Raw genomic sequence first — 20,631 nt, forward strand, 5'->3', positions numbered from 1 at the left:
TCAACCGTTCATTAGCGCCGCGGGCGCGTGTTGCCGCGGCGCGCGGACAAACACGTCCACGTGACAGCTGAAATAAACAACATAGTCTTGAAATCAACAGAATGGTTCTCTCATGAACACCAAAACGACCTTTCACACCATTCCCGAGTCCGCATGGATTCTCGGCGTCTCCCGCAACACGGTCAGTCGGGCGATCCGGACTGGCGCCCTGCGCGCCACCCGATGCCGGACTGGCCTGCGCGTCTCCTCCGCCGAGCTGGCCAAGGCGCTTCAGGACGGAGGTGCGGCATGGACGACCTGCAGCTGATCGGCATCGCGTGGCGGCTGGATCGCTTGCGATGGGTGCCCACCGATGTCCTGACCAACATCGTGACCAGCGATGGAGCCTGCATGACCCCGGCGGCGGGCGGGCCGCCGGACGCTCGTGACGATCGGGAGTTCGCCAAGCGCTTGTGCGGTGGCTGCCCGGTCCAGGACGAGTGTCTTGAACTGGAGCTCCGGACGGCCGGCGCCGAGACGGTCGGCGTCTGGGGCGCGATGACCGACGATGACCGGCGCGCGCTGCACCCGCACTGGCTGCGGCGCGGCGAGCGGATCGATCGGGGTGCGCGATGAACGGACTGACCGTGACACCCACGCAGATCCTCGCCGGAGTCGGCGTGCTGCTCGTGCTGTTCTGGGTCTGGCGGGCCGGCGCCCGCCGGGCGAAGGCTGCCACTGAAGCCGCTCGGAGCGGGGCGCGGCTCGTGTCGCTGGTCGGGCGGGTGCTGTTCAACGGCGGCTTGATCGTCGCCGTCCAGTGGGTGGTGATCGCGCACCCGGGTAGCCGGTGGCTGCTGGTCGCCGTGCTCGGCCTGCCGGCACTGTTTGCGTCGTACGCGCTGACTCGCGCCATGACCGTGACCACCGTCGACACGCGGAAGCGGAGTGGTCGGCGATGAACCGTGCTCAACGGCTCGCGCAGGACGCGGCCGAAACCGCAGAGGTGCGCGCCTACCAGACCGATCCGGACGTCGTTGCGCTGCGGATCGAGCGGGTCCGGCGGCAGGTCGACTGGATGTGCTGGACCGGGATCGTGCTCGGACTGGCGTTCACGATGACCAACGTCCAGGGCTTCGCGTCTGCCGGAACACGGCCGGGCTCGCTGCCGTGGCTGGCGGCGTGGGTACTGGACCCGACCGTCTCACTGGTCCTGCTCGCGATCCTGCGCGCGGAGCAAGTGACCGCGCGACACCAGGTCCGGACGGGTCCGTGGGTGCGGCGGGCGAAGTGGTTCACGCTCGCCGCCACGTATGTCATGAACACCTGGACATCGTTCGCGGCCGGGGAGCCCGCGTCGATCGTCCTGCACTCGGTGCCGCCGCTGGTCGTGTTCGTCGCGGTCGAAGCGATCACCGATCTGCGGGACAAGTTCACGGACGCCGTGCTCGTGGCTGCTGAACGGCGTCCTGTTCACGAGGAACCCGTGAACGCTGGTAGGCGCGTCCTGTTCGGCGACTACCTCGCGATCGCTCGGGAGAGCTGGACTCCGGACGTCGAGATCACGCCGGCGTGGGTGCGACGGGCGACCGGCTGTTCGCGCGGGCTGTCACCGCGGCTTGCGCGGGCGCTGCGCGCGGAGGTGGCCAATGGCTGACTCGTTGCCGGTCAAGGCCGATCCCGTGCTTGACGGCGAGCTGGTCGACGACACGTTGCCGCAGCCGCGTCGGCGTGAGCGACGTCGGAACCGTTTCGTGTTGTGGTGGTTGCACTCGCCGCGGGTCCCGTTGTGGCTGAAGAGCAAGCCGCAGGCGGTGCAGGCGCTCAAGGATGCGGTGGTGTGGCTGGTGCTGTCGCCGTTGCGGTTCCTCGGTGCGGTTGTGCGCGGTGTCGTCGTCGGTGCGCGGTGGTGGCGTGGGTGGGTAACCGTCCGGGATTACCGGACGGCCGCCGAGGAGTCGGAGAAGCTGGCCGACAAGTTCATCGAAATCCGGGCGCTGACGTTGTTCCGGTGGAAGGTCAGCGGCGCCGTCACGGTCGTTGTCGCCACTGCGGTGGCCGTCGTCGACCTGGTGTATGGGACCGATCCACTGTGGATCGGCGGGGCGGCTGCGTCGGTAGCGCTCGCGGTTCTCGGACGCAGGAAAGACGGCAGTCCCGGGCGCAAGCCGGCGCTCGCCGGACCGCGGACGCTGACGTGGACGATGGACCCGCAGGTCCTGGTGGACGCGTTCCGGGACGCGAAGCTGATCGGCAAGGACGAGACGTTGCGGCTCGTCGAGCGCGCGACGCGCGTCGGTGACGGCTGGGCGGTCACTGTCGACCTTCCTGCCACGCGCAAGGCGGCCGACGTGGTGAAGAACCGGGACGCGCTCGCGTCGGCGCTTGCCGTCGATGAAGTCCAGCTGATCGTCGAGCGGGTGCGCGGCAACAGCGGGCACGCCGGCCGGGTGGCGATGTGGGTGGCTGACGAAGACCCGTACGCATCACCACCGTTGCGGACACCGCTGCTCGGCGTGACCCAGTGGGACGCGTGGCGGCCGATCCCGTTCGGACGGGACGCGCGGGATCGGCGGATCGACCTTCCGCTGGTGTGGACGTCACTGCTCGTCGGCGCGATTCCGCGGCAGGGCAAGACGTTTTCCGCCCGACTCGCCGCGGCCGGGCTCATCCTGGACACGTGGGTCCGGCTGTACGTGGCCGACTTCAAAGCCGGGAAGGACTGGGACGCGGCCGGCCTGGTAGCGCACCGGTTCATGTCCGGCGACGAACCCGAACACGTGCTGACCTTGGTCGACTGGCTGATCGAGCTGGTCGGCGAGGTTCAGACGCGATTCCGGCGGATGCGCGACCTGGACGACCTCACGTGTCCGGAGTCGAAGGTCACGCCGGAGATGTCCCGGGACAAGGCGTTGAACATGCCGATCACGGCGATCTTCATCGATGAGGTCCAGGTTCCCTTGGAGGACCGCACACCCGTTGACGTACAAGGAAAGAAGCTACCGGCCGGTGAGTACGTCGGCGAGCTGCTGACGTGGCTGGCGAAGAAGGGACCGGCCGCCGGGATCGTGCTCGTACTCGCAACGCAGCGGCCGGACTCGAAGACGATCCCGTCCGGGCTGCGCGCAGTGCTCGGCTCGCGGTTCGCACTGCGGGTGATGGATTGGCGCGACTCGAACATCGTGCTCGGCGAGCAGATGAACACGCGAGGGTTCGACTCGTCGCGGCTACTGCCCTCGCACAAGGGTGTCGGCATCCTGCGGCCGGACGGCGACACCGCGGCCGGCGCCGACGTGCTGGCGATGACGGTCCGGACCTACTACATGCCGAACGAGGACTGGCGGACCATCTGCGAGCAAGGCCGTGCGCTGCGCGAAGCGGCCGGGACGCTGACCGGGCACGCAGCAGGGCAGGACACCATGCCAGTGCTCGACCGCGCCGCGGCCGTGAAGGCAATCAGTGCAGGTCAGCCCGTTGACGCGATTGAGCTGCCCGCGCTGCTCGCGTCGATCGTCGACTACCTGGGCGACGATCTCGGCGAGGACGGCCGGGACTTCATACCGACGGCCGAACTGCTCGACGCGCTGGAGATGGACCGGCGGACGTTCGCCCAGGAGATGACTGACCTGGGATGCCGGCCGACCCGGGACCGGGTGACCGGCGAAGACGGTGAGGTTCGACAGGTACGCGGGTACTTGACAGCTGAAATCAGGGACGCTGTCAGCCGAGTGATCGGCGGCGACGACCCGGACGTCGAAGAAGATCAGCCATGAGTACCGCTCACTCCGAGGATCGACCGGTCCGAGTTATCCTACCTGCGGGATTGCCTAACCTGACGCCTGCTGTCGCGCGCGGCTTGCTGGCCATTCTGATCGAGCTTACCGAGGTGCCGGTGTTGGACGGACCGGCGGAGGAGGTACACCGTGACGGCTGAAATCAGCAGTGACCCGTGGTCGACGCTTGACGACATCCTTGGCCTGGAAGTCGTCGACCCCGTAGACGACGGGATCGGCGAGCTGGCGGTCTACGGCCGGTGCTCTACCGAGGACAACCAGGACCCCGAGACTTCTCGCGGCTGGCAGTTCGGGAACGCGCGAAAGTTCGTCGAGCCGCTCGGCGGACGGGTCGTGGCCGAGTTCTTCGACATCGGGCAGTCACGATCGGTCCCTTGGGAGCGGCGGAACGAGGCAGCACGGCTGCTCGCCGAGCTGAAGAACCCACGGCGGACGTGGAACGCCGTCGTGGTCGGTGAGGGCACCCGGTGTTGGTTCGGCAACCAGTTCTCGCTGATCGCGCCACGGTTCGCTGCGTACGGGGTGGACTTGTGGGTGCCGGAACTCGGCGGAAAGTTCGACGCGCGGAACCCGTCGCACAAGATGCTCATGAGCGTGCTTGGCGGGATGAGCGAATCGGAGCGCCAGCACGTCCAGGCGCGCGTTCGCGCAGCGATGGACGCTCAGGTGGTGAACGAAGGACGGCACCAGGGCGGCCGGGCGCCGTACGGATACGTCGTGGTCGATGGCGGGCCGCACCCGAACCCGCGGAAGGCTGCAGAGGGGTTCCGGCTGCGCGTGTTGGCAATCGACGATGAGGCGGCCGGCGTCGTCCGACGGATCTTCGCCGAGTACATGGAAGGTGTGGGCGACCGCGCGATCGCGAAGGGCTTGAATGAGGACGGGGTGCCCTGCCCTTCGGAGCGCCGGCGCGACCAGAACCGTCACCGACTCGCGGATGGCTGGCAGGGCAGCACCGTTCGATCCATTTTGGAGAATCCGCGCTACACCGGGTACGCGATCTTCGGGCGCTGGACGAAGCACGAAACCTTGCTGAACCCGGATGATGTGAGCGCGGGGCACGTCGTACGGTTCCGCCGTGCGGAGCCGGAACGCGTCGTTCGATCGCGGCGGCCCGCCCACCCGGAGATCGTCTCGGTGGAGACGTTCACGCAGGCACAGCTGGTGCGCCGGTCCCGGGCAGCCGGCGGGATGCGTGGCATTGCGAAGCTTGACCGGGATCGGAGCGCCACCAAGCACACCTACTTGCTGAAAGGGTTGGTGCGCTGCGAGATCTGCACACGGAAGATGCAGGGGGCGGCGATTCGGAAAGGCGTCTACTACCGGTGCATCGCGCGGACGCTGGCGCCGGGCTCTGCGGCGCTCGCCGACCACCCGAAGACGGTGAATCTGCGAGAGGACGTCGTGACTCCGCCGATCAACGGTTGGCTGAGTCAGGTCTTCGACCCGGCCAACCGGGACGAGACGGTAGCCGCGCTGGTCGGGGCGCAGGGCGGCCAGCCTGGCACGGGCCGGGAAGCCGTGGAGAAGCGACTTAAGGACGCGGAAGCACGGTTGCGCAGGCACCAGGCGGCGATCGAGGCAGGGGTTGACCCGGCGGCGCTGGTCGACGCGATGAACGTCGCTCAAGCCGAGCGGCAAGCCGCGAAGGAAGAGCTTCAGCACCTGCCAGAAGCGCAGACGGTCGACACGGCGGAGGTCTACGCAATGCTCGACCAGCTCGGCGACGTCGAGAGGCATCTGAACTCGCGGAGCCCGGAGCGGATCATGCAGGTCTACCGGGATGTCGGCCTGCAAGTGGTCTACGACAACAAAAAAGAGGCGGTCGTGGTGACCGCCTCTCCCCGTGTGGTTAACGTGTGTGTCCGAGGGGGGACTTGAACCCCCACGCCCGTTAAGGGCACTAGCACCTCAAGCTAGCGCGTCTGCCATTCCGCCACTCGGACTTGCTGATGAAGAGAGTATACGACCCCCTAAGGGCGGTTTTCAGGGGGGTGTCACGTGGTGAACGTGGGGCGGATGGGATGATCATCTGTTTCGCGCATCGAGCGACATCGTCAAGAAAGGGCCTGGTCAGGCGCCTGCTGTGCGGTGTGGGCGGTTGAGTGGGCGACGCCTGCTGGGGACGGTAGGAGCACGGCGCGACCGGCCGTTGAAGCGGTGCCGCGTGTCGTCGAGGGTGGCGGCGGGCAGGGCGGGACGCGAGAAGGCGACACGAGTGTTGGATCGCGTGCGCGTTCGTGCGGTGGAACAGAACGGGGAACGAGTGGAGGTTTGGTGGGGCGATCACGGGGACCCGGTGCCGCCGGTGGCAACCGGGTGGCGAGGTGCTCGCGCATGAGGTCCAGCTGCCGGTGCGGTATGAGCCGTGGGTGGGGCGAGCGGGTCGGTGCCGTCCACGAGGAGGGCGGGTGGGCCGGTCGGGCCCGCTGCGCGCCGAGGCCTGAGTGTCGACGAGTCGGAACGTGACCTCCGCCGAGGCGGGATGGGTGGCGAGTACGTGTTCGAGGCGTTGTTGCGACGGGGTGGCGTTCGGGCAGCCGGGTACGTGGACGATCTCCAGTCGCATCGCCGCTCCCCTCGTTCGGCGTCGGGACGAATGCCCGGGCCTTGGCCGAGACGCGGGCTGAAACTGCGGATGCTGGTACGCGGAACCAACGTGGCCTGGGCGGCGTGCGTCGAGCCGGGGATGAAATCCGACCACACTGAATGCAGAGCCTGAGCCACCGCAACAAGGGGTGCCCGAACCTTCCGACACCGAAGTCGAACAGGAGTCTCGCGGGCCGCCGCACCTGAATGCGTAGGGACAACCGTCGGCCGGGGTCGACATGAAGAAGCGCGGCTTGCCAAGTCCGGCGCCGCGGTATTGCCGGCCGGTCGGTTGGCTTTGATTAACAAACAACCGTCAGGTAGGTTTCGGCGGGGCGGCCGGAGCGGGGTGCGGCCACAACTCGGCGGGGCGGAAGGGGTGAGCCGTGGAGCGGGTGGTGTTCGGCGGTGAGCACGAGGAGTACCGGGAGACCGTGCGGCGGTTCGTGCGGGCCGAGGTGGTGCCGCACCGAGAGCGGTGGGAGGGGGCCGGCCGGGTGGATCGGGGGTTGTTCGCCGCGGCTGGGGAGGTCGGGATTCTCGGGGTGGCCGCGCCGGAGGAGTTCGGGGGTGGCGGGTGTGGAGATTTCCGGTTCAATGCGATCCTCAGCGAGGAGCTGGCGGCGGCGGATTGCCTGAGCGCGGGGCTGGGGTTGTCGTTGCAGGCGGACATCGCGTTGCCGTACTTGCTGGCGAACTGCTCGCCTGAGCAGGCCGCAAGATGGCTGCCCGGGGTGGTGAGCGGGGAGACGATCCTCGCGCTCGCGATGACGGAGCCCGGGGCGGGGTCGGACGTCGCCGGGATCGCGACGCGGGCGGTGCGGGACGGCGATGCGTACGTGGTCAGTGGGACCAAAACGTTCATCACCAACGCGCTCAACGCGGATCTGGTGATCACGGCGGTGAAAACGGATCCGGCCGCGGGACGCAAGGGCATCTCGCTGCTGGTGATCGACACCCACGCGGACGGGTTTCGGCGCGGGGCGAAGCTGGCGAAGATCGGGCAGCCCGCGGCGGACACCGCGGAGTTGTTCTTCGACGAGGTGCGCGTGCCGGCGGCGAATCTACTGGGCGAGGAAAATCGCGGCTTCTACCTGATGATGAACCACCTCAGCCAGGAGCGGCTGGCCGTCGCCGTGCAGGCCACTGCGCAGGCGAGGCGGGCGTACGCGCTGAGTGTCGAGTACGCGAAACAGCGCGAGGCGTTCGGCCAGCCGATCGGGGCGTTCCAGCACACCCGCTTCGCACTGGCGGAGATGAAGACCGAGACGGAGATCGCGCAGGTGTACGTCGACCGGTTGCTGCTGGCGCACAGCCGGGGCGAGCTGGACGCGGTCGAGGCAGCGCAGGCGAAGTGGTGGACCACCGAACTGTGCCAGCGCGTGGTGGACCGCGGGGTGCAGATCCACGGCGGCTACGGCTACCTGACCGAGTACCCGATCGCGAGGGCGTGGGCCGACAGCCGGATCCAGCCGATCTACGCGGGGACCACCGAGGTCATGAAGGAGATCATCGGGCGCTCGATCGGGCTCTGACTCAGAAGTTGGTACCCGGCGCGGGCGCTGCTAAGCTCAGCCACCAAACGACCGGTAGATTTGCGAGGCGACGATGCCTGATCTGACGATGCGCGACGGCACCCGGCTGCACGTCCGGGACGAGGGCGCCGGTCCCACGCTGCTGCTCCTGCCCGGCTGGGGCGTGTCGACGTGGTGGTTCCGCAAGCAGTTCGAGACGCTGACCGCGTCGTTCCGGGTCGTGTCCTACGACCCGCGCGGGCAGGGCGACTCGGACAAGACGACGCACGGGCAGCGCACCGCGCGGCTGGCGGCCGACCTCGCCGAGGTCCTCGCGTGGACCGGGGCCGACCCGGTGCACCTGGTGGCGTGGTCCGGCGGCGGCTCGACGGCGTTGCAGTACGTGGAACTGTTCGGGACCGACCGGCTGCGCACGCTCACGCTGGTCGGCGCGAGCCCGAAACTGCTGAAGTCCGACGGCTGGGAGCTGGGGTTCGCCGACCTCGACGGCCTCCGCGGCTGGGTCGGCCTGGTCGGGAGCGACTTCGGGGCCGCGGCGGAGACGCTGTTGCCGGCGTTCTTCGCCGAGCCGCTGTCCACTGAGGACAAAGAAGCCACGCTGGCGGAGATGCGCCGGTGCGACGCGGCGGCGATGGCGCTCGCTTCGTGGGACTTCATCATCCAGGACTACCGCGACGTGCTGCGGCTGATCGACGTGCCGGCGCTGATCATCACCGGTGAGGCCGACGTCGCGGTGCCGGCGGGCAACGGGCCCTACCTGCACGAGCACATCGCGGGCTCGCGGCTGGAGATCGTGGCGAAGGCGGCGCACTGCCCGTTCCTGGAGCAGCCCGAGCAGTTCGACGCGGCGCTGCGGAAGTTCCTCGCCGCCTGACGGGCCCGGACAGCGGGCCCGGCGTCAGTCCGAGGCCCGCTTCTTCGGCGAGGGCTTCTCCAGCGACGCACCGTCGGCCACGAGGCTGTGGAGGATGAGGTCGGCGAAGTGCTCGCCGATCTGCTTCGGGGTGAACTCGCCGCCGGGCCGGAACCAGCGGTACACCCAGTTCACCGAGCCGAGGATCGACAGGCTGGCGAGCTTGGGATCGATGTCGTCGCGCACCAGCCCTTCGGCCTTGCCCTTGCGGATCAGGTCGAGGAACACCGACCGGTACGCGTGTTCGCCGCCGAGGATCTCCTCCTGGCGTTCGGCCGGCAGCGCGGCCATCTCGTGCAGGAAGACGGTGGTGCCGGTGAGGTTGCGGCACATGTGGTCGACGTGGCCGACGACGACGTTGCGCAGCCGCTGCAACGGATCCCCGGGCCGGCTCGCCAGCGCGACGATGTTCGCGAGCCCTTGGCGGTGGACCTCGCTCATGACCTCGAAGAGCAGGTCTTCCTTCGAGTGGATGTAGTAGTACAGGCTGCCCTTGAGCAGCCCGAGCCGATCGGCGATGTCCTGCAGCGACGCGCCTTCGTAGCCCTTCTCGTAGAACACCTCGGTGGCGACGGCGAACAGTTCCGCCCACCGCTCCTCACGCGGTTTGCGCGAACCACCGCCGCGTCGCTGGGCCCTGCCCGCCGGCTGCCGCATCCGGACCACCTTCATTCGTCTGCTCGGCCGCTCGACCGGGTCTCGGAAACCCCCAATCTACCAAACGACCGATCAATGAACCGCTGACCGGGCTCTCGGTGGGTGGCGATCACGCTACCCTCGGCCAATCAGACGGCGAGCCCGGCGTCGGCGCCGGCGTTCACCGCGGCGACGAAATCGGCCGGGTTTTCGGCGTCGCCGAGGATTCGGACGTCACGCCCCTCCCCCGCGAGTTCCGCGGCGATCTCCGGCCCCGTCGCGCGCCAGCCGATGGCCAGGGCGACGAGGTCGGCCGGGAACGATTCCCCGGCGCCCTCCTCCCCCGCCGGCCGCCAGTGCACGGCCCCCGGCTCGATGCCGACGACCACGGCGTTCGTGACGATCCGCACGCCGTCGCGGCGGAGCTGCTTCACCAGCTGCCGCCGCGTGATCGCCTCGATGCCGCGACCGACGCTCGAGCGCATTTCGACGATCGTGACCTCCGCGCCCCGAGCTCGCACCAGCTCGGCGGTTTCGCAGCCGGTGGCGCTGCCGCCGACGACCACCAACCGGGTCCCGGGGGCCACGTCGATCTCCCCGCGCAGCAACCGCTGCGCGTCGTGCACGTGCGGTCCGCCGATGCCGGGAATGGGCGGCACCAACGGAACCGCGCCGGTGGCCACGACCACGACGTCGGGCCGCTGCTCGGCCACCGTCCGGGCGGACACCGGTGCGCCGGTGCGGATCCGCACGCCCAGCTCGCCGAGCCGGCGAAGCTGAAACTCCCGGAACCGCAGCACTTCCTGCTTGCTCGGCGCCGCGCCCGCCACGCCCAGCTTGCCGCCGCAGGAGCCGTCGCGTTCCCACACGGACACCTCGTGGCCGCGCAGCCGCGCGATCCGCGCCGCCTCCAGCCCCGACGGCCCCGAGCCCACGACCATCACGCGCCGCGCGGCCGCGGCCGGTTCGACCGCCCACGTGCGTTCTCGGCCGACTTCGGGGTTCACCGAGCACCGCGCGCGCTCGCCGCGGCCGACCAGGTCCACGCAGGCGTTGCACGCGATGCACGGGCGCACCTCGGAAAGCCGGCCCGCGCGCACGAGGTTCGGCCAGTCCGGCTCGGCGATCAGGCCGCGCCCGAGCAGCACCAGGTCCGCGTCGCCGGAGGCCACGACCTCGGCGGCCAGCGCCGGGTCGTCCAGGCGGCCCACGGCCATCACCGGCACGGACACGGCCTGCCGCACGGCCTTCACGAGCGGGCGCATGTGCCCGCGGCGCACCGCCATGGGCGCCAGCGTTTCGTGCAGCGTCAGCCAGGTGCCCGAGGACACCGAGATCGCCGCGACGCCGGCGTCTTCCAGCAGGCGCGCGACGGTCACGGCCGAGTCGAGGTCGAACCCGCCGGGCTCGGCGTCGGTGCCGTTGAGCCGCCAGACGAGCGGCAGCTCGACCGCGGCGACGATCGCCTGCGCCACCTCGACCGAGAACCGGGCCCGCCGGGCGAGGGTGCCGCCGTAGCCGTCGGTGCGCAGGTTGTGCCGCGGGGACAGGAAGTTCGACGGCAGGTAGCCGTGGGCGCCGTGCACCTCGAGGTAGTCGAACCCCGCGTCGGCGGCCAACCGCGCGGCCTGCGCGTAGTCGGCCACGATGCGGGAGATCTCGGGCTCGGTCAGCTCGTGCGGGGTCGGCGAGGCCGAGTTGAGCGGGACCGGGGACGGCGCCACGGACGGGCCGTCGACGACCTGCCGGCCGGGGTGCATGAGCTGCACACCCACCACGGTGCCGTGCGGGCGGACCGCCTCGACGATCCGGTTCAGCCCGGGCACGTACTCCGGCGCGGACAGGCGCGGCTCGGGCCCGACGGTGTCCGGCGAGACGAGGCAGCCTTCGACGGTGATCGCACCGACGCCACCCTCGGCACGGCGCCGGTAGTAGGCCACGGTGTCGTCGGTGACGAACCCGCCCTGGTCCAGGCACGTGCCCATCGGGGCCATGACAAGCCGGTTCGCGAGCGTGAGCCCGCCGAGCCGCACCGGGGTGAACAGCGCGTCCGTCGCGTTCACCGCAGCACCCGCAGCGCCGCGACCGGGCACGCGTCGACCCCCAGTTCGGCGGTGTCCTCCTCCCCCGGCGGCACCTCCTGCTCCGCGCCGACGCCGGAAAACCCGTCTTCGTTGAGCGGGAACAGGTCCGGGTCGATGATGTAGCACTGCGCGTGGCCCTGGCAGACGTCGCGCACCTGGCCGATCTTCATGACGTCCTCCGGGCGCCGTGCGTGACGGGGAGGGCGGCCATGGCCCGCGACGCCAGGCTCACCTTCCACTGTGGATCGCCCGCGAGGGCGAGTTCGGGCATCCGCGCGAGGATCCGGCTCACGGCGATCCGGGTTTCCATTCGCGCGAGCTGGGCGCCGATGCAGGCGTGGATGCCCTTGCCGAACGCCAGGTGCGGGTTGGGGCCGCGTTCGAGGTCCAGGGAGTCCGGGTCGGTGAACTTCGCCGGGTCGCGGTTGGCGGCGGCGAGCACGAGGTGCACGCGCTCGCCGGGCGAGATCGTCCGGCCGCCCACTTCGGTTTCCGCGACGACCCAGCGGATCAGGACCTTGATCGGCCCGTCGAACCGCAGCAGCTCCTCGACCGCGGGACCGATCAGGCCCGGTTCCTGCCGCAGCCGATCCAGCTCGTCGGGCCGGCGCAGCAAGGCCAAGATGGAGTTCGCGATGGAGTTGGTCGTGGTCTCGTGCCCGGCGAACAGCAGCAGCGCGCACATGGCGACGAGTTCGTCGTCGGACAGGTGGTCGGCGTCCCCGTCGTGCGCCATGAGCGCGGACAGCATGTCCTCGCCCGGGTCGGTGCGCCGTTTCGCGATGAGCTCGCGGATGTAGGCGTCCATCTCGCGCAAACCGCGCAGCGCCCGTTCGTGCCGGTCGGCCCGCGCCGTGCCGCCCGCGCCGAAGGCCACGAGCGCGAGCTCGTCGGACCACTCGCGAAAACGATCCCGGTCTTCCGGCGCCGCGCCCAGCATCGTGGCGATCACGGTGGTGGGCAACGGATACGCGATGTGCTCGATGAGGTCCTGCGGGCCGGAGCCGCGCAGGAAGCCGTCGATGTGCTCGTCGACGATCCGGGTGATCATGCCGTCCATGCGGGCGATCCCCTGCCCCTTGAACGCTCCCGCGGCGAGTTTCCGCAGCCGGGTGTGGGCGGGCGGATCGGACACGACCATCCAGCTGGACATCAGCCCGAGCACCGCGGTCGAGGGCTGCTCGGGCCGACCGGCGCGCGCGGCGAGCAGCGGCCGGACCCGGTCGCTGGAGAACGCCTTGTTCTGGAACGCGGCCGAAACGTCGTCGTAGCGGGTGAGCAGCCACGCGCGGTGCGGCTCGCTCCAGTGCACCGGATCCGCGTCGCGCAGGGCGCGCAGCACCGGGTACGGGTCGGCGCTCGCCGACGGTTCGAGCAGGTTGTCGGGCACGGCGGCGTTTTCGGTGGCAGGCATGGGGTCCTCTCAGGAGCTGGCGACGGCCGGCTGCGCGAGGCTGCGCGCCAGCCCGAGCCGATCGCGGACGATCCAGCCGCCACCGACCCGGCCGTGGCCGACGGTGACCAGGCCGACGAGGTGCAGGGTCGCCAGGGTGCCGGCGGCCGCGCTGCCGGCCGCGGAGCCGAGACCACCGGTGTAGGCGCCGGAAGCGGTGACCCGGAACGCGACGTGCGAGCCGGCCGAGAACAGCTCGTCGACCCTCGACGTCACGTCCGTCAGCAGGGCGGGTCCGGCGTCGCCGTCGTCGAAGCGGACGGCAGCGCTCGCCGGCTGCACGGCCGCGCCGGTCGCGAGCCACTCGCGCACCACGGTTTCCGCCGCGGGGTCCGCCGCTTCGGCCGCGGTGTCCCACGGGGCGAGCGCGGGCGGATCGGCCGTGCCCGGGTGCCCGGAGCCCAGCTGGCGGCGGCGGGACCAGTAGTCCTGCTCGACGAAGTTCGACTCGAGCCGGCTGCCGTTCCAGCGGTACAGCCCGATCCCGGTCCACACCGCGAGCCGCCCGTCGCGGGCGCGGCGGCCGTGCTCGGAGAACCGCATGGCCAGCCGCCGGCCGTCGGTGACGATCGCGTGGACCGTGAGGCCCAGCCCGGGGAACTGCTCGAACTGCCGCCGCGCCGCGGGGATGTAGGCCTCGTCGCGCCCGGCGACCTCGTGCGGGCCCATGTGCAGCACGTAGCCCGGTTCCATGATCTCCGGGCACACCGACACGTCGTGGCGGTTGGTGTAGTCGTTGACGTAGCGGCGCATCAGGGCCACGAACGGTTCGGTCATCAGCGGCCCTCGAAGCGCGGCGCGCGCTTGCCGAGGAAGGCGGCGATGCCCTCGGCGGCGTCGGCGGTGGCGTGCAGGGTGGTCAGCGCGCCGGTCGAGTGGTCGAACTCGCCGCGGTCCACGCCGCGGTTGACCAGGTTCTTGCCGGTGGCCACGGCGAGCGGGGCCATCGCGGCGAACCGCCCGGCGAGTTCCCGGGCGGCGGGCAGCAGTTCGGCGGCGGGAACCACCTTCTGCGCCAAGCCGATCTGCAGCGCCGTGGCCGCGTCGACGCGTTCGCCGCCGAACATCATGAGCTTCGTCCACTGCCGGCCGATCACGGCGGGCGCGCGCAGCACACCGAACCCCGGCACCAGCCCGACGCCGCACTCCGGCATCCCGAACGTCGCGGTGTCGGCGGCGATGACCACATCGCACGCCAGCGCCAGTTCGCAGCCGCCGCCCATCGCGAAGCCGTTCACCGCCGCGATGATCGGCAGCGGGGACTCCTCCACCGCGGCGAAGGTGCGCATGCAGTCCTGCTGGAACTCGCGTTTGGCGACGACGTCGGTGAGCTCGGCGAAGCTGGCGATGTCGCCGCCGGCCGAGAACGCCTTGTCCCCCGCGCCGGTGATGATCACCGCGCGCGTGCGGCCGTCGGTGGCCAAGCGGGACAGCGCTTCCCTCAGCTCCGGCCAGAAGGTCCGGCCCATCGCGTTCAGCTTGGCCGGGGAGTCGAGGGTGAGCACCGCGACCGCGCCCGAACCGTCGCCGGTGTCGCCGGCCTCGACGCGGATGGTGCCGGCCGCGATCCCGTTCCCGTTGCTCACGCAGGTCCTCCCGATGCGATCTCGATGCTCGTCGCGATGACGTCCCTCGTGCGGGCGGGTTCGATGACGTCGTCCAGCGACAGGTGCGCGGCGGCTTCCCACGGCTCGGCTTCGCTGATCCACTCCTCGGTCAGCTGCGCGACGAGCGCCGCGTGCGCCGCCGGACCCTCCTCGGCCAGCACCCGTTCCAGCCGGCGCCGGTGGATGGTGCGGATGCCGGTTTCGGGCGCCATGAAGCCGAGTTCGGCGCTGGGCCACGCGTAGAGGAAGTCCGGTTTGGTCGGTCGCCCGCCCATCGCGAAGTGCCCGCCGCCGTAGGCTTTGCGCAGCACCACACCGACCTTCGGCACGGTGGCTTCGGCGATCGCGGAGACGAGCCCTTCGTAGCCGTGCAGGATGCCGCCGCGTTCGGCTTGGGTCCCGATCATCAGGCCGGGCACGTCGTGCAGGAACACCAGCGGCAGGCCGAAGGTGTCGCACAGCCGCACGAACGCGCGTTCCTTGGCCAGGCTGGGCGGTTCCAGTGCGCCGGCGCGCACGATCGGCTGGTTGCCGATGAGCCCGACGGGCCGGCCCTCGATGCGGGCGAGCGCGCACAGCAGGCTGGGGCCCCAGCCGTCCGCCCACGGCAGGATGCTCGCTTCGTCGGCGATGCACGCGAAGACGTCGCGCATGTCGTACCCCGAACGCGGGCCGAGCGGGACGATCGACTCGAGCTCGGCCGGATCCCGCGCGGGCGGCAGCGGCGGCGCGAGCGGCGGCCGCTGGGCCGAGTTCTGCGGCAGGTAGGACAGGAACGCCGCGAGGGCGTCGATCGCGTCCGCCTCGGTGTCGACGACGAGGTGGGCGTTGCCGGCCTCGGTCGCGGCGGCTGGGCCGCCGAGTTCGGTGTCGGTGACCTTCTCGCCGATCGCCGGCTCCACCACCGACGGGCCCGACAGCGCGATCGAGCCGCTGCGCACCATCACCACGAAGTGGGCGGTCGACGCGTGCAGGGCGGAGTCGCCGTAGCTCGGGCCGAGCACGGCCGCGGCTCTCGGCACGACCGGTGACCCCGGTGGTGGCTTGAGGAACGTCGTGAAGTCCAGGGGCAGCCCGGAGAAGCGCCAGCCGGACACGTCCGGCATGCGGCCGCCGTCGGCGTCGCACAGCAGGACGAGCGGGAAACCGTGGCGCTGGGCGTGCTCGATCAGCCGGCCCTGCTTGCGCATGCTGATGGGCGCGGTGGTTCCCGCGACCACGGAGGAGTCGATGCCGATCACGCCGACGCGGCGCCCGTCGAGCAGGCCGAAGCCGGTCACCACGGCGTCGCCGGGGATCGGCTTTTCGCGGCGCAGTTCCGGCAGCGCGAGGGCGCCGATCTCGAACCACGTGCCGGCGTCGACGAGCAGCTCGATCCGCTCGCGCACCGGCAGGCGGCCGGATTCGCGGTGGCGGCGCAGGCCTTCCGGCCCGCCGCTGGCGTGCGCGGCCTCCTGCTTCTCGCGGAGCACGGCGAGCCGATCGGCCATCGTGACCTCGGCCGGTTCGCCGGCTTCGTCACCCGAGCCGGTGCTCCTCGTCGCCACGGCACCTCCACTTGCTGAGTCGGGTCGTGAGCGTGAACCGCCGCGCCTGCGAAGGGCGTGATCCATCCTCGACGCCGACACTAGACTATCAGACGGTAGGTTGGTAGACAGATCTCCGCGAGGGTGCCGTCGACCGGGACGGGGCCCCAGGATGGGTGTGCCAGTCGCGCCGGCACGGACGTGAGGGAAGCCGACATGCCAATCGGGACCGTCCTCGTGGCGAACCGCGGCGAGATCGCCGTTCGCATCATCCGCGCGTGCCACGAGCTGGGCCTGCGCGCCGTCGCGGTGTACAGCGACGCCGACGCCGGGGCCCTGCACGTGCGGCTCGCCGACGAGGCGCACCGGATCGGCCCCGCGCCCGCCCGCTCGTCCTACCTCGACGTCGACGCGGTGCTGGGTGCCGCGAAGGCGGCGGGCGCGGATCTCGTGCACCCGGGTTACGGCTTGCTGAGCGAGGACCCGGCGTTCGCGGAGGCGGTCGCCGCGGCCGGGCTGACGTTCGTCGGGCCGTCCGCGGAGATCATCGCGCGCATGGGCGACAAGGTCGCGGCGCGCGGGGTCGCCGAGAAGTGCGGAGTGCCGGTGCCGCCGGGCACGGGTGACCTGACGGCCGAGCAGGCGGCGGCCGAGGCGGAGCGGATCGGGTTCCCGCTGGTGGTCAAGGCGTCGTTCGGCGGTGGCGGGCGGGGCATGCGCGTCGTCGCCTCCGCCGCCGGCCTGGCCGAGGCGATGGCAGCCGCCGGGCGGGAAGCGGGGGCCGCGTTCGGGCGGTCGGAGGTGCACCTCGAGCGCTACCTGCGGCCGGTGCGGCACGTCGAGGTGCAGGTGCTCGGCGACGCGCACGGCACCGTCGTCCACCTGGCCGACCGCGACTGCTCGGTGCAGCGCCGCCACCAGAAGCTGATCGAAGAAGCCCCGGCGTTCGGCCTGCCGGACGCGCTGCGCACCGCGCTGCGGGAAGCGGCCGTGACGCTCGCGCGGGAGGTCGGGTACGCCGGCGCGGGGACGGTGGAGTTCCTCGTGCCGCCGGGCTCCGGCGAGTTCTTCTTCCTGGAGATGAACACGCGGCTGCAGGTCGAGCACGGCGTGACGGAGCTCGTCACCGGGCTCGACATCGTCGCGACGCAGCTGCGGATCGCGCTGGGTGAGCCGCTGCCGTTCACGCAGGACGACGTCGTGGTGCGCGGGCACGCGATCCAGGCGCGCATCGCCGCCGAGGACCCGTGGGCGGGCTTCCGGCCGGCGCCGGGCACGGTGTCCGGCCTGGCCCTCCCCCTGGGTCCCGGCGTCCGCAACGACTTCGGCGTCGAGCCGGGTGATCCGGTCCCGGCGATGTACGACTCGCTGTTCGGCAAAGTCCTCGCCCACGCCTCGGATCGCGACGCCGCCCGCCGCCGGCTCGTGGGCGCGCTGGGCGAGCTGCGGGTCACGGGCGTAGCGACGACGGCGCCGTACCTTCGGACGATCCTCGAGTCGGCGTCGTTCACCGAAGGCCGGCACGACACGGGATCGGTGGAGCGGGAGTGGGTGCCGGATCCGGCCGAGGCCCCCGTCGCTCTCGGTCCATCCACAGTGGACGGCCCCGCGGCGGAGGCCGTACCCAGCCGGCGGGTCCGCATCAGCACGGACCGCGGACCGGTGGAGATCGCGGTCTACGGCCGCGCGCCGCGGGCAGGGGCGGTCGCGGGACCGTCGGACCGCCCGTCGCGCAACAGCGTTTCGAGCCGGGCCACGGCCGCGGTGGCCGGCGGAGTGCCGACGGCACCGATGGACGCGACCGTCGTCGCCGTCCGCGTCGAGCCGGGCCGGGAGATCGCCGCGGGCGAGGTCGTCGCCGTGCTGGAGGCGATGAAGATGGAGATGGAGGTGCGCACGGAGGTCGGCGGCGTCGTCGGCGCGGTCCTCGTCACGCCGGGCACCTCCGTCGCCGCCGGAGCACCGCTGATCACGCTCGGCTGAGCCGGGCGCGCCGCCCGGCAGCTCCCCCGGGACGGCGAGGATGGGGCCGCCCCGCCGGGAGCCACCGGCCACCGCGCGTGAACCCGCCCCGATCAGGACTCCGGGGCGGCGACGATCGGGATGTCCGGGCCACCGCCGTCGACGCGGATGCGTTGCGCGGTCAGGTAATCGGCGGCGGCGGAGGCGAGGAAGGCCACCACGCCGGCGACGTCCTCGGGGCGCGCCACGCGGCCGAAGGGGTAGCGGGCGTCGAGGTCGGCGATGGCGGCCGCGCCCGAGGCCGCGACGAGTCGTTCGCCCATGTCGGTGGCGACGAGGCCGGGCGCGACGATGTTGACGCGCACGCCGTTCGCCCGTTCTTCGTAGGCCAGGGTGCGCGCGGCGGTCTCCAGGGCGGCCTTGGCCATGGAGTAGGGCGCGCCGCCGGCCGGGGCGGTGTCGACGATGGCGCTGGACACCACGATCACGTCGCCACGCGGCGCCGTGCGCAGGTCCGGCAGCAGGGACCGGATCAGCGCCAGCGGGCCCAGCGTGTGGACGCGCAGCAGGCGCAGGTACTCCTGCTCGTCGGTGTCCGCGATGGGGGTGCCGCGGCTCGCCGTGCCCGCGTTGCTCACGAGCAGGTCGACCGGGCCGAGGTCGGCGTGGATCCGGTCCACCATCGCGGCGACGGCGTCCGCGTCGTCGACCGAAGCGCGGTAAGCGAGAGCGGTCCCGCCCCCGGCGGCGATGCCCGCGACGACCTCCTCGGCCGCCGCGGCGTCGCGCCGGTAGTTGACCGCGACCGCGGCACCGTCGGCCGCCACACGCAGGGCCACCGCGCGGCCCACGCCGCGCGAACCTCCGGTCACGAGCGCGGTGCGCCCCGCCAGCGGTGCGGCGGTATCGGACATCGGGAACTCCTCGCTGTAGTGCGTCACAACCGGGTCGCGGCGTCCAGCCGGACCACTTCGCCGTTGAGCAGCTCGTTCTCCATGAAGCTCGCGACGAGCCGGGCGAAGTCCTCCGGACGGCCGAGTCGCTTCGGGAACACGTGCAGGTCCATCAGCGCGGCGCGGCGTTTCTCGTCCGCGCCGGCCAGCATGCCCGTGTCCATGATCCCCGGGCAGACCGTCAGCACCCGGATGCCCCACAGCGCGAGGTCGCGCGCCAGCGGCAGCGTCAGCGCGACCAGCCCGCCCTTCGACGCCGAGTACGCCGCCTGCCCGGCCTGTCCTTCCAGCGCCGCCGCGGACGAGACGTTGACGATCAGCCCGCGTTCGCCGTCCGGTCCCGGTTCGTTGCGGGCCATCACGGCGACCGCGTGGCGCAGCACGTCGAACGCGCCCACGAGGTTGATCTCGACGGTCTTCCGGAACAGCTCGAGCGGGTGCAGTTCACCCTTGCGCGACAGAACGCGCGCGGCCGGGCTGATCCCGGCCGCGTTGACGCACACGTCGAGCCGGCCGAACCGCTGCGCGACCTCGGCCACGGCCTTCTCCACCCCGGCCTCGTCGGACACGTCGGCCGGCACGAACAGCGCGGCGTCGCCAAGTTCGGCCGCGAACTCCGCGCCCGCCGAGCCCGGCAAGTCGAGAATACCGACCCGGCCGCCGCCGGCCACCAGCATCCGCGCGGTGCCCGCGCCGAGGCCGGACGCGCCGCCGGTGACCAGGCCGACGGAACCCTCGATCCTCATTTGACCGCGGCTCCCGCGTCGACGGGCAGGGCCACCCCGGTCACGTAGCGCGCCTCGTCGCTGGAGAGGAACAGCACGGCGTTGGCGATGTCGACCGATTCGACCCACGGCACCTGCAGCGCGTTGAGCGACAGGAAGCCCGGCATCGCCTTCTCGCGCGTCGGCTCGGGGTCGTCCGGGGCGAACATCCCCCACGTGCCCGGGTTCTGGATCATGTGGGTGTCCACATTGGTCGGGTGCACGGTGTTGACGCGGATGCGGTGCCCGGCCAGCTCGTTGGCCATCGTGCGCATGAGCCCGACGATGCCGTGCTTGGCGGACACGTAGTGGGCGACCTGCATGATGCCCTTCAGCCCGCCGATCGAGCTGGTGAACACCATCGAGCCACCGCCGCGGCGCATCAGGTGCGGCACCGCGGCCTTCGCGGTGTGCCAGACGCCGGTGAGGTTGACGTCGAGCATGTCCTGCCACATGTCCTCGGTGAGCTCCCAGGACATGCCGTAGGTCGCGATGCCGGCGTTGGCGACGACGATGTCCAGCCCACCGAGCTGGTCGGCGCCCTCGTCGAGAGCCGCCTGCAGGCCCTTCGCGTCCCGGACGTCGGCCTTGCGCGCGACGATCCTGCGGCCCAGCTTCTCGACCAGCGCCGTGGTTTCGGCCAGGTCCTCCTCGGTGGCCGGTGGGTACTTGTCCACCGTCTCGATCGCCTCGCACGCGTCGATCGCGATGATGTCGGCGCCCTCCTCGGCGAGCCGCACCGCGTGCGCGCGGCCCTGCCCGCGGGCCGCACCCGTGATGAACGCGACCTTTCCCTCGACCCGTCCCGCCATGTCCGCCTCCTGCCGTCGTGGAAC

At 71.3% G+C, this 20,631-nt stretch carries 19 protein-coding genes and 1 tRNA gene; 9 read left to right on the forward strand and 11 right to left on the reverse strand.

The window, feature by feature from the left end; genetic code table 11:
- Nucleotides 1-112: 112 nt before the first annotated feature.
- From ACIA77_RS22340 to ACIA77_RS22365, 6 genes are all read left to right on the forward strand, one after another.
- Nucleotides 113-307 (forward strand): helix-turn-helix domain-containing protein, encoded by a 195-nt coding sequence (locus tag ACIA77_RS22340; RefSeq protein ID WP_395887852.1) that lies wholly within the window; start codon nt 113-115, stop codon nt 305-307.
- The gene (locus ACIA77_RS22345; RefSeq protein ID WP_395887853.1) at nt 289-615 is read left to right on the forward strand and encodes a WhiB family transcriptional regulator; all 327 of its coding nucleotides are present in this window, start codon (nt 289-291) and stop codon (nt 613-615) included. Before ACIA77_RS22340 ends, ACIA77_RS22345 begins: the two co-directional genes overlap by 19 nt.
- A complete protein-coding gene (locus ACIA77_RS22350; RefSeq protein WP_395887854.1) occupies nt 612-941 on the forward strand; it encodes a hypothetical protein in 330 nt (109 codons plus the stop codon). The genes ACIA77_RS22345 and ACIA77_RS22350 overlap by 4 nt, the downstream gene beginning before the upstream one ends.
- Nucleotides 938-1,636, forward strand: coding sequence for a hypothetical protein (locus ACIA77_RS22355; RefSeq protein WP_395887855.1), 699 nt, complete (start codon nt 938-940; stop codon nt 1,634-1,636). The genes ACIA77_RS22350 and ACIA77_RS22355 overlap by 4 nt, the downstream gene beginning before the upstream one ends.
- Complete coding sequence (locus tag ACIA77_RS22360; RefSeq protein WP_395887856.1) at nt 1,629-3,752, forward strand: cell division protein FtsK; 2,124 nt, start codon at nt 1,629-1,631, stop codon at nt 3,750-3,752. Before ACIA77_RS22355 ends, ACIA77_RS22360 begins: the two co-directional genes overlap by 8 nt.
- A gap of 150 nt (nt 3,753-3,902) precedes the next feature.
- Nucleotides 3,903-5,654 (forward strand): recombinase family protein, encoded by a 1,752-nt coding sequence (locus ACIA77_RS22365; protein WP_395887857.1) that lies wholly within the window; start codon nt 3,903-3,905, stop codon nt 5,652-5,654.
- Here the strand turns inward: ACIA77_RS22365 and ACIA77_RS22370 are convergent.
- Nucleotides 5,636-5,719, reverse strand: a tRNA-Leu gene (locus ACIA77_RS22370). The two genes, ACIA77_RS22365 and ACIA77_RS22370, sit on opposite strands and share 19 nt — an antisense overlap.
- A 1,029-nt stretch (nt 5,720-6,748) precedes the next feature.
- On the opposite strand from ACIA77_RS22370, the gene ACIA77_RS22375 reads away from it, so the two are divergent.
- On the forward strand, nt 6,749-7,897 hold the full coding sequence (locus tag ACIA77_RS22375) for an acyl-CoA dehydrogenase family protein (RefSeq protein ID WP_395887858.1): 1,149 nt from the start codon (nt 6,749-6,751) through the stop codon (nt 7,895-7,897).
- Nucleotides 7,898-7,970: 73 nt separating this feature from the next.
- Complete coding sequence (locus tag ACIA77_RS22380) at nt 7,971-8,771, forward strand: alpha/beta fold hydrolase (RefSeq protein WP_395887859.1); 801 nt, start codon at nt 7,971-7,973, stop codon at nt 8,769-8,771.
- 24 nt (nt 8,772-8,795) lie between these two features.
- Here the strand turns inward: ACIA77_RS22380 and ACIA77_RS22385 are convergent, their stop codons facing one another.
- The 7 genes from ACIA77_RS22385 to ACIA77_RS22415 form a co-directional block, all read right to left on the reverse strand.
- A complete protein-coding gene (locus ACIA77_RS22385; protein ID WP_395887860.1) occupies nt 8,796-9,467 on the reverse strand; it encodes a TetR/AcrR family transcriptional regulator in 672 nt (223 codons plus the stop codon).
- Nucleotides 9,468-9,595: 128 nt separating this feature from the next.
- Nucleotides 9,596-11,509 (reverse strand): FAD-dependent oxidoreductase, encoded by a 1,914-nt coding sequence (locus ACIA77_RS22390; RefSeq protein WP_395887861.1) that lies wholly within the window; start codon nt 11,507-11,509, stop codon nt 9,596-9,598.
- Complete coding sequence (locus ACIA77_RS22395; protein WP_395887862.1) at nt 11,506-11,700, reverse strand: ferredoxin; 195 nt, start codon at nt 11,698-11,700, stop codon at nt 11,506-11,508. The genes ACIA77_RS22390 and ACIA77_RS22395 overlap by 4 nt, the downstream gene beginning before the upstream one ends.
- The gene (locus ACIA77_RS22400; protein ID WP_395887863.1) at nt 11,697-12,944 is read right to left on the reverse strand and encodes a cytochrome P450; all 1,248 of its coding nucleotides are present in this window, start codon (nt 12,942-12,944) and stop codon (nt 11,697-11,699) included. The genes ACIA77_RS22395 and ACIA77_RS22400 overlap by 4 nt, the downstream gene beginning before the upstream one ends.
- Before the next feature lie 9 nt (nt 12,945-12,953).
- Nucleotides 12,954-13,760, reverse strand: a complete 807-nt coding sequence (locus ACIA77_RS22405; RefSeq protein WP_395887864.1) for an ester cyclase — start codon at nt 13,758-13,760, stop codon at nt 12,954-12,956.
- On the reverse strand, nt 13,760-14,569 hold the full coding sequence (locus ACIA77_RS22410; RefSeq protein ID WP_395887865.1) for an enoyl-CoA hydratase/isomerase family protein: 810 nt from the start codon (nt 14,567-14,569) through the stop codon (nt 13,760-13,762). Before ACIA77_RS22410 ends, ACIA77_RS22405 begins: the two co-directional genes overlap by 1 nt.
- A complete protein-coding gene (locus ACIA77_RS22415) occupies nt 14,566-16,137 on the reverse strand; it encodes an acyl-CoA carboxylase subunit beta (RefSeq protein ID WP_395887866.1) in 1,572 nt (523 codons plus the stop codon). The genes ACIA77_RS22410 and ACIA77_RS22415 overlap by 4 nt, the downstream gene beginning before the upstream one ends.
- Before the next feature lie 195 nt (nt 16,138-16,332).
- Here ACIA77_RS22415 and ACIA77_RS22420 point away from each other — a divergent pair, with 195 nt between their 5' ends.
- Nucleotides 16,333-18,099: an acetyl/propionyl/methylcrotonyl-CoA carboxylase subunit alpha gene (locus tag ACIA77_RS22420; protein WP_395887867.1), complete on the forward strand. Its 1,767-nt coding sequence runs from the start codon at nt 16,333-16,335 to the stop codon at nt 18,097-18,099.
- A 92-nt stretch (nt 18,100-18,191) separates the two neighbouring features.
- Here the strand turns inward: ACIA77_RS22420 and ACIA77_RS22425 are convergent, their stop codons facing one another.
- From ACIA77_RS22425 to ACIA77_RS22435, 3 genes are read right to left on the reverse strand one after another with little or no spacing between them, the layout of a single operon-like run.
- On the reverse strand, nt 18,192-18,992 hold the full coding sequence (locus ACIA77_RS22425; protein WP_395887868.1) for an SDR family NAD(P)-dependent oxidoreductase: 801 nt from the start codon (nt 18,990-18,992) through the stop codon (nt 18,192-18,194).
- Nucleotides 18,993-19,015: 23 nt separating this feature from the next.
- Entirely contained in the window at nt 19,016-19,777 is a 762-nt protein-coding gene (locus ACIA77_RS22430; RefSeq protein ID WP_395887870.1) for an SDR family NAD(P)-dependent oxidoreductase, read from the reverse strand.
- Nucleotides 19,774-20,607, reverse strand: a complete 834-nt coding sequence (locus ACIA77_RS22435) for a mycofactocin-coupled SDR family oxidoreductase (protein ID WP_395887871.1) — start codon at nt 20,605-20,607, stop codon at nt 19,774-19,776. Before ACIA77_RS22435 ends, ACIA77_RS22430 begins: the two co-directional genes overlap by 4 nt.
- Between the last annotated feature and the right edge of the window lie 24 nt (nt 20,608-20,631).

The organism is Amycolatopsis sp. NPDC051903, assembly GCF_044452505.1.
Classification (GTDB): Bacteria; Actinomycetota; Actinomycetes; order Mycobacteriales; family Pseudonocardiaceae; genus Amycolatopsis.

Coding starts and splice junctions, on each gene's coding strand:
- ACIA77_RS22400 (WP_395887863.1), bottom strand. CDS start 12,944: ATGCCTGCCACCGAAAACGCCGCCGTGCCCGACAACCTGCTCGAACCG.
- ACIA77_RS22350 (WP_395887854.1), top strand. CDS start 612: ATGAACGGACTGACCGTGACACCCACGCAGATCCTCGCCGGAGTCGGC.
- ACIA77_RS22435 (WP_395887871.1), bottom strand. CDS start 20,607: ATGGCGGGACGGGTCGAGGGAAAGGTCGCGTTCATCACGGGTGCGGCC.
- ACIA77_RS22360 (WP_395887856.1), top strand. CDS start 1,629: ATGGCTGACTCGTTGCCGGTCAAGGCCGATCCCGTGCTTGACGGCGAG.
- ACIA77_RS22385 (WP_395887860.1), bottom strand. CDS start 9,467: ATGCGGCAGCCGGCGGGCAGGGCCCAGCGACGCGGCGGTGGTTCGCGC.
- ACIA77_RS22345 (WP_395887853.1), top strand. CDS start 289: ATGGACGACCTGCAGCTGATCGGCATCGCGTGGCGGCTGGATCGCTTG.
- ACIA77_RS22405 (WP_395887864.1), bottom strand. CDS start 13,760: ATGACCGAACCGTTCGTGGCCCTGATGCGCCGCTACGTCAACGACTAC.
- ACIA77_RS22425 (WP_395887868.1), bottom strand. CDS start 18,992: ATGTCCGATACCGCCGCACCGCTGGCGGGGCGCACCGCGCTCGTGACC.
- ACIA77_RS22380 (WP_395887859.1), top strand. CDS start 7,971: ATGCCTGATCTGACGATGCGCGACGGCACCCGGCTGCACGTCCGGGAC.
- ACIA77_RS22395 (WP_395887862.1), bottom strand. CDS start 11,700: ATGAAGATCGGCCAGGTGCGCGACGTCTGCCAGGGCCACGCGCAGTGC.
- ACIA77_RS22355 (WP_395887855.1), top strand. CDS start 938: ATGAACCGTGCTCAACGGCTCGCGCAGGACGCGGCCGAAACCGCAGAG.
- ACIA77_RS22430 (WP_395887870.1), bottom strand. CDS start 19,777: ATGAGGATCGAGGGTTCCGTCGGCCTGGTCACCGGCGGCGCGTCCGGC.
- ACIA77_RS22340 (WP_395887852.1), top strand. CDS start 113: ATGAACACCAAAACGACCTTTCACACCATTCCCGAGTCCGCATGGATT.
- ACIA77_RS22420 (WP_395887867.1), top strand. CDS start 16,333: ATGCCAATCGGGACCGTCCTCGTGGCGAACCGCGGCGAGATCGCCGTT.